Source organism: Photorhabdus akhurstii (genome assembly GCF_019090985.1).
In the GTDB taxonomy this organism is placed as follows: domain Bacteria; phylum Pseudomonadota; class Gammaproteobacteria; order Enterobacterales; family Enterobacteriaceae; genus Photorhabdus; species Photorhabdus akhurstii.
Genome location: NZ_CP020335.1, coordinates 4,569,102 through 4,584,215, shown reverse-complemented (window position 1 = coordinate 4,584,215; position 15,114 = coordinate 4,569,102). Strand labels below are relative to the sequence as shown.

Annotated in this window: 15 protein-coding genes, 1 pseudogene and 1 riboswitch; of the genes and pseudogenes, 11 read left to right on the top strand and 5 right to left on the bottom strand. The window is 43.0% G+C overall.

Features of this window, described 5'->3' with window-relative positions; all coding sequences use genetic code 11:
- Positions 1-26: 26 nt before the first annotated feature.
- Positions 27-314, bottom strand: a complete 288-nt coding sequence (gene ubiK, locus B0X70_RS19650) for a ubiquinone biosynthesis accessory factor UbiK (protein ID WP_040148857.1) — start codon at positions 312-314, stop codon at positions 27-29.
- A gap of 136 nt (positions 315-450) precedes the next feature.
- Positions 451-627: riboswitch (FMN riboswitch) on the top strand.
- Positions 628-781: 154 nt separating this feature from the next.
- On the opposite strand from ubiK, the gene ribB reads away from it, so the two are divergent.
- The 6 genes from ribB to B0X70_RS19620 all read left to right on the top strand — a co-directional run bounded on the left by ribB (position 782) and on the right by B0X70_RS19620 (position 5,517).
- Positions 782-1,435 (top strand): 3,4-dihydroxy-2-butanone-4-phosphate synthase, encoded by a 654-nt coding sequence (gene ribB / locus B0X70_RS19645; protein WP_110091027.1) that lies wholly within the window; start codon positions 782-784, stop codon positions 1,433-1,435.
- A gap of 194 nt (positions 1,436-1,629) precedes the next feature.
- A complete protein-coding gene (gene ygiD / locus B0X70_RS19640; protein ID WP_110091026.1) occupies positions 1,630-2,415 on the top strand; it encodes a 4,5-DOPA-extradiol-dioxygenase in 786 nt (261 codons plus the stop codon).
- Between the two features lie 189 nt (positions 2,416-2,604).
- Positions 2,605-3,888, top strand: a complete 1,284-nt coding sequence (locus B0X70_RS19635) for a DUF1835 domain-containing protein (RefSeq protein WP_217470179.1) — start codon at positions 2,605-2,607, stop codon at positions 3,886-3,888.
- Positions 3,889-4,294: 406 nt separating this feature from the next.
- Positions 4,295-4,486, top strand: a complete 192-nt coding sequence (locus tag B0X70_RS19630; protein ID WP_036808671.1) for a DUF5397 family protein — start codon at positions 4,295-4,297, stop codon at positions 4,484-4,486.
- The gene (locus tag B0X70_RS19625; RefSeq protein ID WP_036808672.1) at positions 4,487-4,768 is read left to right on the top strand and encodes a virulence factor; all 282 of its coding nucleotides are present in this window, start codon (positions 4,487-4,489) and stop codon (positions 4,766-4,768) included.
- 305 nt (positions 4,769-5,073) lie between these two features.
- Entirely contained in the window at positions 5,074-5,517 is a 444-nt protein-coding gene (locus tag B0X70_RS19620; RefSeq protein ID WP_217470178.1) for a hypothetical protein, read from the top strand.
- Between the two features lie 133 nt (positions 5,518-5,650).
- Here the strand turns inward: B0X70_RS19620 and B0X70_RS19615 are convergent, their stop codons facing one another.
- The 3 genes from B0X70_RS19615 to B0X70_RS19605 form a co-directional block, all read right to left on the bottom strand.
- The gene (locus tag B0X70_RS19615; RefSeq protein ID WP_036808674.1) at positions 5,651-6,130 is read right to left on the bottom strand and encodes an Hcp family type VI secretion system effector; all 480 of its coding nucleotides are present in this window, start codon (positions 6,128-6,130) and stop codon (positions 5,651-5,653) included.
- Between the two features lie 109 nt (positions 6,131-6,239).
- Positions 6,240-7,400 (bottom strand): glutathionylspermidine synthase family protein, encoded by a 1,161-nt coding sequence (locus tag B0X70_RS19610; RefSeq protein WP_217470177.1) that lies wholly within the window; start codon positions 7,398-7,400, stop codon positions 6,240-6,242.
- Between the two features lie 6 nt (positions 7,401-7,406).
- A complete protein-coding gene (locus B0X70_RS19605) occupies positions 7,407-8,114 on the bottom strand; it encodes a DUF1190 family protein (protein ID WP_217470176.1) in 708 nt (235 codons plus the stop codon).
- Between the two features lie 426 nt (positions 8,115-8,540).
- Here B0X70_RS19605 and B0X70_RS19600 point away from each other — a divergent pair, with 426 nt between their 5' ends.
- Complete coding sequence (locus tag B0X70_RS19600; protein WP_217470175.1) at positions 8,541-8,942, top strand: DUF2628 domain-containing protein; 402 nt, start codon at positions 8,541-8,543, stop codon at positions 8,940-8,942.
- 122 nt (positions 8,943-9,064) lie between these two features.
- On the opposite strand, the gene tolC is transcribed toward B0X70_RS19600, so the two are convergent.
- Positions 9,065-10,453 (bottom strand): outer membrane channel protein TolC, encoded by a 1,389-nt coding sequence (gene tolC, locus B0X70_RS19595; protein ID WP_217470174.1) that lies wholly within the window; start codon positions 10,451-10,453, stop codon positions 9,065-9,067.
- A gap of 359 nt (positions 10,454-10,812) precedes the next feature.
- On the opposite strand from tolC, the gene nudF reads away from it, so the two are divergent.
- The 4 genes and pseudogenes from nudF to parE all read left to right on the top strand — a co-directional run bounded on the left by nudF (position 10,813) and on the right by parE (position 15,100).
- Positions 10,813-11,454, top strand: coding sequence for an ADP-ribose diphosphatase (gene nudF, locus B0X70_RS19590; protein WP_036808686.1), 642 nt, complete (start codon positions 10,813-10,815; stop codon positions 11,452-11,454).
- 99 nt (positions 11,455-11,553) lie between these two features.
- The gene (gene cpdA, locus B0X70_RS19585; protein WP_217470173.1) at positions 11,554-12,393 is read left to right on the top strand and encodes a 3',5'-cyclic-AMP phosphodiesterase; all 840 of its coding nucleotides are present in this window, start codon (positions 11,554-11,556) and stop codon (positions 12,391-12,393) included.
- Positions 12,394-12,524: 131 nt separating this feature from the next.
- Positions 12,525-13,133, top strand: a complete 609-nt coding sequence (gene yqiA, locus B0X70_RS19580; RefSeq protein WP_036808689.1) for an esterase YqiA — start codon at positions 12,525-12,527, stop codon at positions 13,131-13,133.
- Between the two features lie 72 nt (positions 13,134-13,205).
- Positions 13,206-15,100, top strand: a pseudogene (gene parE, locus B0X70_RS19575) (DNA topoisomerase IV subunit B).
- The last annotated feature ends 14 nt before the right edge of the window (positions 15,101-15,114 follow it).

Sequence of the window (15,114 nt, the reverse complement as noted above, 5' to 3'; positions counted from 1 at the left end):
ACGGTTGTTTTTATGTATAGTAATAATTATTCTTCTTTTGCCATGTTATCAGCAGATGGAGTATTTTTATTTTCAAACTTCGCTTCCAATTCACTTAAACGCTGTTCCATTGCGGTCAATTTTTCACGGGTACGTAACAGAACCTGAGTTTGAATATCAAATTCTTCACGATTCACTAAATCAAGCTTGCCAAGTTGGGATTGCAAAATCATCCGTAATTTTTTCTCTACATCACCACCAAACTCTTTAACCCCCTTTGGTAAAGAATCCTGGATCTGGCGGGCAATTTGTTCAATTTTTTTGGGATCGAGCATGATGCATCCTTTTTATGACATAAATAATTTCTGGATAGTGTAATACCAGATAGTAAAACCACAAGCCATTGTGAGCCAGGTTTCACATTTGATTTTGTTGATTGCCGTCGGCAAATATTAGCGTTATAGTTCACTAGCTTATCTCAGGGCGGGGTGAAAGTCCCCACCGGCGGTAACATTAGGCTATCTTATGGATGGTATAGTGAAGCCCGCGAGCGCTCCGTTTGTAGTTATCTTTATGATAAAGCGGAGGTCAGCAGATCCAGTGTAACTCTGGAGCCGACGGTGATAGTCCGGATGGGAGAGAATAACGGCATCTGTCGGGCTTTGTGCTCGTCTGTTGTTCCGGCTATGGTATTCACACATGATATTAATAATATTAATGTTATGGCGTGATGTTATAGCGAGAACTCCTCAAGACCGCCCTGATTCTGGTAATCCATAAATTTTAATGAGGTTTCTTTACCATGAATCAGACGCTACTTTCTGAATATGGCACATCATCAGAACGTGTTGAACACGCCATTGACGCTTTGCGTGATGGAAGGGGGGTGATGGTGCTGGATAATGAAGATCGTGAAAATGAAGGTGATATTATCTTTGCGGCCGAAACAATGACTGTAGAGCAAATGGCGCTGACTATTCGTCATGGCAGTGGTATTGTCTGCTTATGTCTGACAGAAGAGCGCCGCCAGCAATTGCAATTGCCTATGATGGTGGAAAATAACTCTAGTCAGTTCCAGACCGCATTCACCGTAACTATTGAGGCCGCTCAGGGAGTGACAACGGGGGTTTCTGCGACTGACCGTATCACGACTATTCGTGCTGCGATTGCAGATAATGCCAAACCCAGTGATTTGAACCGGCCGGGACATGTTTTTCCACTACGTGCCCAACCTGGCGGCGTGTTGGTTCGTCAGGGGCATACTGAGGCAGCAATTGATTTAGTCAGCTTCGCTGGTTTTAAACCGGCAGGTGTATTGTGCGAATTAACCAATGATGACGGTTCGATGGCGCGTACTCCTGAGGTGGTGCAATTTGCGAAACTGCATAATATGCCGGTAGTCACTATTGAAGATTTAGTGATTTATCGCCAGGCAATAGAACAGATAGCAAGCTGAGGCGTAATTGTCCGATAAACGGACGAAAATCAGTTATAACCTACACGTTCTCTAAAGTCACAGTTTACGCAAGCTGTGACTTTTCAATTTTTTTGAAAAACTCCATCACCGTTAGCCCACTGTTTTGCTGATCTGAAAGGCGTAACCTATCCGCAAGTATTAAAATTACCTATATTTTGGTGTGAGAGGTCGTTATGAATATTTCCAGAATGCCGGCACTGTTTATTGGTCATGGCAGTCCAATGAATGTACTGGGAGAAAATCGCTATACCAATGTGTGGCGTGAACTTGGTGAAAGACTGCCTGTACCCAGAGCGATTTTGGCGATTTCTGCTCATTGGTATACCAATGGCACAGCAGTAACCGCCATGAGTCAACCGAAGACTATCCATGATTTTCGTGGTTTCCCTCAGGAATTGTATGAAACTCAGTATCCGGCGAAGGGATCGCCAGAACTGGCGGTTTTAGTGCAGGAGATGCTGGAACCTGTGGAAGTTTATGCTGATCATCATCAATGGGGGTTGGATCATGGGACTTGGGGAATTCTGGTTAAGATGTATCCTCAGGCCAATATTCCAGTCATTCAACTGAGTATAGATAACGCCAAACCAGCGACGTACCACTATGAATTAGGGAAAAAGCTGGCTGCTTTACGAGATGAAGGTGTTTTAATCTTGGGAAGTGGTAATGTGGTACACAATCTTCGTACCATGAAGAGGCAGGAACCTAATGCTGAACCATATCCCTGGGCAGAATCATTTAACCATTATGTGCGTGATAACCTTACCAGCAATGAACAGCCTTACCCTTTGATTCATGCACTGGACAGGGAAGAGGGGCAGTTATCCAATCCATCTCCTGAACACTTTTTACCGTTGCTGTATATCATGGGAACGTGGGATAGGAAAGAAGCGGTTTCCATTCCTGTAGATGGTCTTGAGTCTGGTTCGCTGAGTATGTTGTCTGTGCAGGTTGGTTGAATAGTTAACTTCTGTGGCTATCATATTGATTGAAAGCCCTTTCTCCTTTTGTTAGGATGACCGACGGCGAGATCATCGCCACCTTGTCCGCGGAAAGGGCTGCGCCCATGATCATTGAAACGGTATGCCGTATGGCTTTCCCTTTTCTGTCTGATTGGCGGACACAGACTTTAGAAAAGGGCTGCGATCATGACTCAACCCAGAGCTTCGTCTTTATTTTCCCCTTCACCATTTAGAATTACTCTTGAGCAGCAGCGTAAGCGGGCAAAAGAGTTGCGTAATGCATTGCGACAATCATTTCCTGAAGCAATTGAGCGTTTTCGTCGCCATTATCCGCATTTAACGCAAGATGAATTGGTTCAACAGCACAATCGATTGAGTGATGCTCAGTGGATAATTGCCCGTGAACTGGGACTTCCGGGTTGGTCTAAATTGAAAGCCCATGTGACAGCGATGGAACAGGCCCGAATAGCGATCCAAACTCAGGGCTTAACACCAGATCATGAACTTTCGACGCTACATATTCGTTGCGGATCTGATATCCAGAACAATCTTACTCTGGCAGGCTTTCGCGGAGACTTTTTGGCCTACAGTGATCCATTCTGCCAAGGGCCGGTAGTGTCAGATAAGAGTTGGTTATCGAAACGGGTAAAATTTCTTTCTGAACATTATGTTGCACGGATTGGTGTCAATCAGAATCAACTTATTTATCAGCGTGAACAGGAAGAGCAAATTTTGTTATCTGCTTCTGCCAAATATCAGCGCGTCGTACTGTGGTTTGAGCATGATAGCTATGACCAATTGACTCTCGCCCGATGCTTGGCGCATTTTAATAGATATCCTGCGCTATTATTGGAGATGGTGACAGTTAATCATTACCCTGGCAGTAGGCGGTTTATTGGGCTTGGGCAGTTACCTGAGGAATCATTGCTTCTGTTGTGGCAGAATCGCCAGCCAGTTACGGCTATTCAGTGTCAATTGGGGAGCGAAGTTTGGGAGCAGTTTCGTTCAGATAATCCTTCACATTTAATTGAAATGGTAGGAAAAGTAGCACATGAGCTTCCTTACCTCTCTCAGGCATTACTTCGTCATTGTCAGGAATTTCCTTCATTTGATAATGGATTGGGTTTAACAGAGCAATTAGTGCTGAATATTTTGGCGGAGCAGCCTTGTACAAATGAGCAATTATTTCAGCAACTGACAGAGCATCATGAACCTCTGCCTTGGTTGGGAGATATTATGCTTGATGCCATTATTGATAATCTGCGCCTTTCACCAGAACCCGCGATATATTTTGACTCTGGGTCTTTAACATTGATATTGACGCAGTTTGGTCAGGAATTATTGTCTAATAAGCAGGATTGGATGGATAGTTTTCCCTTGGAGCGTTGGTTGGGAGGTGTGTGTATCACGGGAGATCAATCTTGTTGGCGTTGGGATCAGCAACGGAGAACTCTGATATTTTCAGATTGATATGTCAAACTAAAGTTGAAGATGCAGGTTTTGTTGAAACTTTGGTTGTAGATTGAAATATGTTAAAGATTCATGAGTAGATTAATAGAGTGCGAGCGAAAAAAGCCGTAAATGAGAATCACTGTAATTAAAGTCACATAGCGACGGCGTGGTTCTAGATCTCGCAGAGGTTGAGCCGCCATGACGAAGGATGGCATTAAGTGTGTAATGGTGGATCGGTTCGGCATTGCTGTCGGTAAGGCAAATGGACTACCTGATCGGTAACAGGCAAGACAAAACAGCGAGGAATACTATTTCCTTGTTTTTGAAAACGTAGGTTTGTGAAAGGCGTGATATCGCTATTTTTCTTGAAACGATGTTATCAAAATACTACATTATCAATGGATTTCAATAATGAGGAATGGTCATGATAAGTGTTCCCCGAGTACCTGTCGGTACAATTAAAAGCTTTGGTGCATTTGGGCCTAAATATGAAGTGGGGCAACTGATTCGCCCGTTAGAGGATGGTGACTGGTTGGTTGAGGTTGTGCTGGTTGAAACTGGTGAGAAGACTGAATATCGTCTGAAACATGTCAACGATGATCCTAAGGCGGCCTGAATGTACGCCATTGCATTTGATTTAGTTGTTGTTGACACAGAACAGCATCACCCTAAAGGGGTCTCACAAGCGTACGCTGAAATTGGTGCAACGCTGGCGCAATATGGTTTTCGGCGTGTACAAGGCAGTTTGTATATCAGTGACGATGAGAATATGGCTCAGCTTTTTATGGCGATCCAATCCCTCAAGGCGCAATCTTGGTTTCCTCCGTCAGTCCGTGATATTCGTGCGTTCCGTATTGAACAGTGGTCTGATTTTACGTCCGTAGTCAAAGATAAGTAAATTGGCTATGACGTGTTTTTACATTCAATAATGTATTGTATTTCATTGGAGTTTGAAACTTTATAATCAAACTCGTTCTTTTCCCGTTTTTAGTGATAGTGAATTTAGTTGCGAAGATTTGGTTTCAAATTTACTCGGTTTCTATAAGTCTGTATTACCAAGAAATTATATGTCTTTAACAAAGCCTAAAAATAAAGAATATGACTATAAGATATGGGGTTGTTATGGACCTGTTGATAAATATCTTATGAAAAAGATATTGTTATTAGTCATTATAAACCTACAACGATTTATGGCCTGAAATTATGAAGAAATTAACCATAACAATAGTGATGATACTAATGATGGCGTTATCTTGTATATGTTTATTTTTATGGTTATTTATGATGCCTAATGTTCTTTATAAAGAAAGTGATTTTTTAAAGTATCATCTTCTTACTGATGAAAAAATAAAAGAAGCCCCTCGTATTTCTAAAAATTATTTTTTTGAATATTATCCTAATGATGAATCATCGCCGATATATAGCTCCGTTTATTTTTGTGATTTGAGAGATATGGATAATAGCTATAATAGAATGATTAATTATATGAAATCAACTGGTTATACAGTAAATAATGATGAAATATGGTATATGAAAGGTTTTGAGACTATATATGATGATTCTTTTATATTGTCAAAATCGTCTGTAGTTGAGAATGAGAAAAAAGAACATTGCTTAGCATTAACCTTCGCTGAAAATGTTAAATGAGTTTAATAAGCTCTAATTATTGTTTGATATTATGAAAACTATTCATAAAGGAAATAAATGTTTGATATTGGTTTTTTCAAAAGAGATAAAATAATTGAAAATATATTGGGGATTTCTCCCCAATATATTAATTTTAACTGACCCTTTCATCCCATATACTATATCCAGATGTACCTGCAATATGGTGTTTCCATGTTATATTGCCATAGGCAATGGATATTATTTCGTAGGGCTGCGCGTCATTATGGGTAAGTGAATTAGGATAATGGGTGGATATGCTTTTTATCGAGGCGTGCATAATTTCAATTGAATAATATTTTTCCTGAGCACCATTATTTGATGTTCTATAAAAATCTAATCTACAATTGATAGATTCATTTTCTGATATTGCTATGCCTAATAGCGGAGATGACTTATCTATAGGTTTAGTGATTGAGATAGGTGCATGATTAACATTCTGTTCTCTGCTGATATCGTGGTCAAATGAGTAAACATAAATTTCATTTTCATGACCAGTTTGATATTTATTGCCGATGGAATCATAGGTAGAACAACCACTGGATATAAGCCCTTGTTTCTTACCTGTAATGGTTAAATATATTGTGTTCGCCATAGTATTTACCTTTATTATAAATTTATAAGGGTACAAAGTTTCTTCATTGGATATTTAAGGGAGGAATTTTGGATATTTAACTCTATTCCTCATTCCTCCCTATTGAGAATTAATCCAAAATAATATGTGGGTAGAAGCGGGATAAATCCTGAGTTATAAGTTCGCTGTCTTCCCGCAAACCAATACCGCAAGGCTGATCATTTACCAGCCAGCTACCAATTAACGTATAATTGTCCCCGAATTTTGGCAGTGTATGAAATTGCTGAACGATCATACCTTCTTTACCGTAAGGACCATCAACGTTGGCAATTTCCTTACCCTTTTCAATAATACGAATATTAGCCCCTTCCCGTGAGAACAGCGGCTTAATAACATAGCTATCCATTGCCGGATAATTATCATCGGCGAAATAAGCGGGTAGCAGGTTTGGATGATTTGGAAACATCTTCCACAACATTGGTAGCAATGCTTTGTTAGAGATAATACTTTTCCAGGCGGGTTCTAACCAACGAACGCCAGCATCTTCTAATTTGGTCGCGAAAATCTCACGGAACATCAGCTCCCAAGGGTAGAGTTTGAACAAATTACTGATCACCTGGTCTTGCAGGTCAGTAAACTGGCCTTTTTCCCCCAGACCGATATCTTCAATAAATAAGAACTCAGTTGGAACACCCGCTTCCAGCGCACAATCTTGCAAGTATTGAACAGTACCGCGATCTTCTTCCGTATCCTGACAGCAGGCCATGTGCAGTAAGCCAAAGCCATGTTCATCACGCAACTGAGCAAAGCGTTCGATCAATTGCTCTTGCATGCTGTTGAATTGATCGGCATGTGCTGGTAGTAACCCGGCATTCATCTGATCTTCTAACCAGATCCATTGGAAAAAAGCGGACTCATATAGCGAAGTTGGTGTATCAGCATTATTTTCCAACAATTTTGCCGGGCTTTTACCGTCGTAAACCAAATCTAAACGGGAATAGAGTGATGGCTGACTGGTAACCCAGGAGCTACGAACAAAATCCCAACAATGCTTTGGAATTTGAAACTTAGTCAACAACTCTTCACTATCGACGACTTTCTCCACTACTTGCAAACACATTTGGTGCAGTTCAGCAGTGGTGGCCTCGATTTCTTCAATTTGGGCAAGCGAAAACTGGTAATAAGCCTCTTCACACCAGTAGGGTTCGTCATACATGGTGTGAAAATTAAAGCCATATTCTATCGCTTTTTCACGCCAATCCGGGCGTTCAGTAATAGCAATACGTTTCATCCTTGGTTAGCCTCCCGCTGAACGAGATGTGGAGCCAGAAGAGGCGCTGCTGCGTTGCATGGCTGACTGTTTTGCAACAGAGTCACCGAAGCCGCCACGGGTAATGGTTGTGGTTGTTGCTGGTTTTGGCGCCATAGCTGTTTTAGGCACTGTCATGGAACGCCCACCTGCGGTTGCAGGGCCATAGCTTTTACCCGACGCATCAACGAATTGACCGTTTGCCGGGCTGGTGGCGGATTTGGAGCTAAACAGAGGTTGTGACGGCGCTGAACCGCCTCCCATTAGACGCCCCATCATATAACCTGCCATCAGCGGCATCCAGAAGCTGCCGCTTTGCTGCTGCTGTGCCTGTGCTTGGCCATTGGCGGCAGTACTGGAGGTGGAGGTGCCAGGGCCAGCTTGTGCTGGGGTTTGAGTACATTGTGCTTCACCAAATTCGGCAATACAGTCTTCTTTGGTGGCATATTTAGGCGCTGTTTTTTCCGCTTCTTTCAACGCATTGTTATAAGCAGTAGTACATTGCTCACTTTGTGATGGATTGGCTTTAGAACATTCATCTGCATTCATGTAAAGAGAGACAGTTTCATCACTCTTTTCACAGGCAGATAACATGAAAACCGCACTGACAGCCATTGCCACAGGTGCAAGGCGATAGTTACGCCAAGCCTTACGGAAGGTGCCGTGGTTAATATCTTTGGTCCGCTTTATTGTCATAGTCGTATACCCAGATTTTAGGTGTCTATAATTCTTGCATGAAATAGTCTTAAGGATAGGGGAAATATGAACAAAATTAAAGCATAAACCTTCAAATTGCTAGCCTGATTTTTTGTCTGATAAAGGGATTGCCGGATATTGAGTGTCTGGTGTTCTGTTTAATCTGGTTTTAATGTTGAAAAACCTCCATTTTTTAGAAAAATAGTGCTGTAATTAATATTTTATGGTATTAATCTTAAATCCATTAATTACGGTAAATTAAGGGTGATTGAATATGTAACATGATGATGTAAGTGAATCTACTAATTATATTCTCTATTTTATATCTCCAGAAAATAATCCTAGGAATATAATCTTAAATTAATAACAGGCATTATTATATTATTGGTGTTGTATTTTCTATTTTAATTAAGGAAATTAAGTCGTATGGAGAAGAGTCATTATTCAGAAAGGTGGCAGACACGTTTTGCATTCTTTGAACAGCATGGTGCTCCTAAAACGCCTGAGCACAAAGCTGCCATGAAAGCAGAACCCTCTATGCGTCGTATATTGTTGAACATGAATTTTATTGCCTTCTTTTTTGGTTTCATTTACTTCTTTGTTTTAGGTTTATGGCGGAAAAATCTGACTTTACTTGGAATCGCTGCTGTCGTGATGATGATATTGGGGGGTATGGAAGGCGTTCTGGGGATTGAACTCCCTTTTGCTGCTATTTTGGCGGTTCAGTTTAGTTTTGCGGCAATATGGAGTACTACTGCTAATTATGCTTATTATTTGAAAGAAACCGTGAAGAGCAAGAGCTGGAGTCCATTTGAAGGACTTTTCTGAGTTATATATTTTTTGTATTAAGATAAATATCGGGTTTTCTTTCGGAATAAATTGTTATTGGCTGGAAATAAAACAGCCCGCTTTTCTGGCGGGCCGTTAATTAGTGAAGGTGAAGGAGTGAATTAATTACGGCCAGATGTTGTTGGTGCTGCCATTTCTTGAACAATGCTGTTAGCGGAAGTTGAGAGCTGTTTACCTAGCGAATTGTTCAGAGCAACTAAATCCTTCTCATTTAGCGTACCAAGGGCGTGCTGAATATTCAGTTGATTAATCAGATAATCATAGCGAGCATTGGATAGCTTTTGTTTGGCATCGTACAGCTTGGTAGTGGCATTCAGTACATCAACAATGGTACGTGTACCAACTTGATAACCTGCTTCCATTGCGTCGAGAGAGCTTTGCGCCGAGACAACAAGCTGTTTATAGGCGTCGATACTGCTGATGGAAGCAGATATGTTGTTAAAGGAAGAACGGACAGTCTGTACAACATTACGGTAAGCGCTCTCTAATTGTTCACTGGCGCTGACAAAACCATATTGTGCCTGTTCAACTCGGGAACTGGTTGCGCCTCCGCTATAAATTGGCAGACGAAGCGTCAGGGCAACGCTGTTCTCGCCATTATAGGCACTTTCTTTGCTGCCTGCTTGACGATTAGAACCATGAAACTGGCTATTTGAAACATTGGTAGAAGCGCCTAAATCAATAGTTGGCATATGGCCGGTTTGGGCTGCTTTGATTTGTTCACGAGCTAGATCCTGACCTAAGCGGGCAGATAGCAGATTTAAATTACGTTTCTCTGCCTCTTTTAGCAGAATATCCACTGCTGCTGGTTTCTGTGTTTTGAAATGATCAATATTCAGCGAGGCTAGGCGAGGGTAATAAATACCCGTTACCTGACGCAGAGCTTCCAGTGCATTGTCCAGATCATTACGGCTGACAACTTCCTGAGCGAGTACGTCATCGTAGTTAGCACGGGCGTTCTGGACATCAGTAATTGCAACCAGACCGACATTAAAACGTTGAGTCGTTTGGTCCAACTGGCGGTAAATGGCCGCTTTCTGAGCTTCAATGTAGGAGAGCGTATCAATGGTGCGTAGTACTTTGAAATAAGCTGTTGCACTATCCAGAATCAGTTTTTGCTCACTGCTTTGATAGGTAACATCAGCAATACCTGCCGTTTTTTCTTCTAAGTTCAATTGGCGCCATTTAGACATATCAAAAATGGTCTGACTCAAGCCAAGCTTCGCATTCAATGTATTGCTTTCTGTATCACGTTGATCGCGGTAACCACTGTTATAGGAGTATCCGGTATTTAATTCCAACTGAGGTAATAATGGGCTACGGGATTCATTAATTTTTTCAAAAGCTTTATTACGTTCAGCCATTGATTTACGTAGTTCAGGGTTACTCTCTTTTGCTTGCTTATAAACTTGCAAAAGATCTTCCGCCTGACTCATCGAACTAAATCCCGTCAGGCTCATAGCGATAAAAATGGAGAGCAGTTTCTTCATTGTAATTCCTTGATTGCACAGCTATTTTGCTCGTTGTCTGTCCCATTAGGCTATTTTATTTGCCATGCTTTGTAATAAAGAGTGAATGCTCTGGGGGCTGCCCGCTGCCCGAGTTCACTGTTCAATTACAAGAACGGCCTGCACCAATTACGCCTATTGGGATAGACTCTTACGTTGCCTTGGTGAAAAACGAAATGTTACTGATTCTAGCAGAGTATGCTATCAGCCAAAGGTAGCCGTTTGTGCCATATTGCCTTAATTTAGCTTAACTTTACACCACCAAAGGATGAATTTTTTAACTCCGCTTGATTAATATCATCTTAGTGGCTAGCAAGTAAGAAACTATTTAGGAGAATTTTATGCATAAGAAGCCGTCAACACCAGTCATATTAGATAAGCAGGATGTGGAAATTATCACGAAAAAAAGTTTATACAATGGGTTCTTTAAACTGACAAATTACCGCTTCCGTCATCGCTTGTTTGCGGGTGGTTGGAGTGAAGAGGTTAGCCGTGAAGTTTTTGAGCGGGGCCATGCCGGTGCGTTGTTGCCTTATGATCCACGTCGTGATGAGGTTGTGTTGATAGAGCAGATACGTATTCCGGCAATAGAGACGAAAGCAACGCCGTGGTTACTGGAAATTGTTGCCGGTATGATTGAAGAGGGCGAAGAGGTGGAACAGGTGGTACGCCGCGAAACAATGGAAGAGGCAGGAATTGAAGTTAAACGTTGCAAGCCGGTGTTGAGTTATCTCTCCAGCCCAGGAGGAACAACTGAACGTATCTCTGTGATGGTGGGGGAAGTGGATGCTACGACAGCGACGGGTATTCATGGATTATCTGGTGAACATGAAGATATTCGGGTGCATGTAGTCAGTCGTGAACAAGCTTATCATTGGATGGAAGAAGGAATTATTGATAATGCTGCTTCCGTTATTGCGATACAATGGCTGGCATTACACCATGAAAAATTAAAAAAAGAGTGGAATTCAGATAATTCCTAATTTTTAACCGAGAAAAGGGAAGTGTGTGCCAGTCAGCAGATCTCTTGCGTTAAAACGAGTTATGATGCTCGCCGATGACTTATAGGACAAGGAAACCATTTGGAAAGCCAGTTTGAACTGCCTGTGGTAGAGGGAACCACAGCCAAAATATTGCAAATAACAGATACGCATCTTTTTGCCAGCAAAGAAGATACTTTATTGGGTATCAATACGTATCGCAGTTACCAGGCGGTGCTGGATGCCGTCCTCAAGCAAAATGCTGATATTGATTTAATCGTAGCGACAGGTGATTTGGTGCAAGATCAGTCGCTGGAAGCTTATCGACATTTCGCTGATGGTATTGCCCGTTTACCGGCGCCTTGTGTCTGGTTGCCGGGTAATCATGATTACCAGCCCGCGATGGTGGATGCCTTGGCGGCGGCTGGCGTTTCTCCGTCGAAACAAATTTTAGTCGGTAAGCACTGGCAACTTCTGATGCTTGATAGTCAGGTGCAGGGCGTTCCTCATGGGGAGTTGTCGGAATATCAGCTTGAATGGATGAAAAAGTGCCTGGATCAGTACCCTGAACGTTACACGGTGATCCTGCTTCATCATCATCCATTACCATCAGGTTGTACTTGGCTGGATCAGCATAGTTTGCGCAATTCACATATTCTGGCCCAGTATCTGCAAGGTTACTCACGGGTTAAGGCGATGCTTTGCGGGCATATCCATCAGGAGATGGATATGGATTGGAATGGCATCCGTATGATGGCGACACCATCAACAAGCGTGCAATTCAAGCCACATTGCACTAATTTTACGCTTGATACGGTCGCGCCGGGGTGGCGTTATCTCGAATTGTCTATTTCTGACCGTGGCGAATTTGGTCTGACAACTCAGATCCATCGACTGGAGAGCAATGAGTTCTGCCCTGATTTAGATTCGGATGGATATTAGGTTGTGTTTGTCTCTTTGTGCCGCTGTGTTACTCTCTGTTTATTGGATTTATCAAGCCTCACCATTTGTGGCTTGTTGCACAGGAGTGTAGTGGCCGGTGGTATTTACGCACAATTGAGGAGCACGGCCTGATGTCAACGTTACTCTATTTGCACGGTTTTAACAGCTCCCCGCAGTCTGCAAAAGCAAATGCCCTAAAAGCGTGGCTGCATCAGCATCATCCTGACATTGAAATGTTGGTGCCTCAGTTACCGCCTTATCCGGAAGAAGCGGCTGAGTTGCTGGAAAATTTGGTGATGGAGCGTGCCGGGGATAATTTGGGTATCGTTGGCTCTTCTCTCGGTGGTTATCTGGCGATATGGCTTTCACAATGTTTCAGTTTGCCTGCTGTCGTTGTCAATCCAGCCGTGCGTCCGTTTGAGTTACTGCGGGATTATCTTGGGGAAAATATTAATCCCTATACCAACCAACGATATACGTTGGAACCGCGCCATGTTCATGATCTCAAAATCATGCAGATTGAACCTCTGGAGTCACCGGATCTTATCTGGTTATTGCAGCAAACCGGAGATGAGGTACTTGATTACCGCCAGGCGGTTGCTTATCTGGTATTATGTAAGCAAACTATTGAATCTGGCGGTAATCATGCCTTTATCGGGTTTGAACACTATTTCCCACAAATCATCAATTTTCTTGGGCTTTCTAATGATGGTGAGAAAAAACTTGCCAAAAATGTTTGAACGACTGGTATTATCAACAGTATACAAAACTGATTAGCCCTTTAATCAAGAAGCAACCAACAGAATTACAACATGACTCAATCTAGTTACAACGCAGATGCCATTGAAGTTCTCAGTGGTCTGGAGCCGGTTCGCCGTCGTCCGGGAATGTACACTGATACAACTCGTCCGAACCATTTGGCACAGGAAGTGATCGATAACAGCGTGGATGAAGCTTTGGCGGGGCACGCTAAACATATTGAAGTGATCCTTCATAGCGATCAGTCACTGGAGGTCATTGATGATGGCCGCGGCATGCCGGTTGATATTCATCCAGAAGAAGGGGTTTCAGCGGTTGAATTGATCCTGAGCCGTTTACATGCCGGTGGTAAATTTTCGAATAAAAACTATCAGTTTTCTGGTGGTCTCCACGGTGTGGGGATCTCGGTGGTTAACGCTTTGTCCAAGCGGATTGAAGTCACTGTTCGCCGTAATAGTCAGGTTTATCAGATTGCTTTTGAAAATGGCGATAAAGTGCAGGAACTGACAGTGATAGGCAGTTGTGGTAAACGCAACACCGGTACCAGTGTTCACTTCTGGCCTGATGAAAGTTTCTTTGACAGCCCACGTTTCTCGGTTTCTCGCTTGACTCATTTGTTGAAGGCGAAAGCGGTTTTATGTCCGGGAGTAGAAATTGTTTTTAAAGACAAAATCAATGATACAGAACAGAAATGGTGTTATGCCGATGGTCTGACTGATTATCTCATGGCGGCGGTGAATGGCCTGATAACATTGCCGACAGCGCCTTTTGTCGGTACTTTCAGCGGCATAACCGAAGCGGTTGACTGGGCGTTGCTTTGGCTGCCGGAAGGGGGAGAATTACTGGCTGAAAGTTATGTGAACCTTATCCCGACGATGCAGGGTGGAACACATGTAAACGGGCTGCGTCAGGGATTACTGGATGCAATGCGTGAATTTTGCGAATTTCGCAATATCATGCCACGTGGCGTGAAGCTTGCCGCCGATGATATTTGGGATCGCTGTACTTATGTTCTGTCGGTAAAAATGCAGGACCCGCAATTTGCTGGTCAGACGAAAGAACGCCTGTCTTCGCGCCAATCTGCCGCCTTTGTTTCTGGTGTTGTTAAAGATGCTTTCAGTTTGTGGCTGAACCAGAACGTTCAAGAGGCAGAGCAACTGGCTGAACTGGCGATCGCCAGCGCACAACGTAGAATGCGTGCCGCGAAAAAGGTTGTGCGTAAAAATTGACCAGCGGCCCGGCATTACCGGGAAAACTGGCTGATTGCACATCACAGGATCTCAATTTCACGGAGCTGTTTCTGGTGGAAGGCGATTCTGCGGGAGGCTCGGCAAAACAGGCGCGTGACCGTGAATATCAAGCTATCATGCCGCTGAAAGGGAAGATTCTGAATACTTGGGAAGTCTCTTCGGATGAAGTGTTGGCATCACAGGAAGTCCATGATATCTCCGTTGCGATTGGGATCGACCCGGATAGCCACGATCTCAGCCAGTTACGTTATGGCAAAATCTGTATTCTGGCGGATGCGGACTCAGACGGTTTGCATATTGCGACGCTGTTATGCGCACTGTTTGTCCGCCATTTTCCAACGTTGGTTAAAAATGGCCATGTTTATATGGCAATGCCGCCTTTATATCGTATTGATCTAGGTAAAGAAGTGTATTACGCACTGGATGAAGAGGAAAAAAGCGCGGTGTTGGATCGCCTAAGCCGCAAACGGGGTAAGCCTAACGTACAGCGTTTTAAAGGATTAGGTGAAATGAATCCCATGCAATTGCGTGAAACAACGTTAGACCCGAATACCCGCCGTCTGGTGCAATTGACTATCGATGATGAAAACTATCAGGAAACCTTCTCTGTGATGGATATGCTTCTGGCGAAGAAGCGTTCAGAAGATCGCCGAAACTGGCTGCAAGAGAAGGGCGATAGTGTAGAAATTGAAGTGTAACACCCACAGGGATA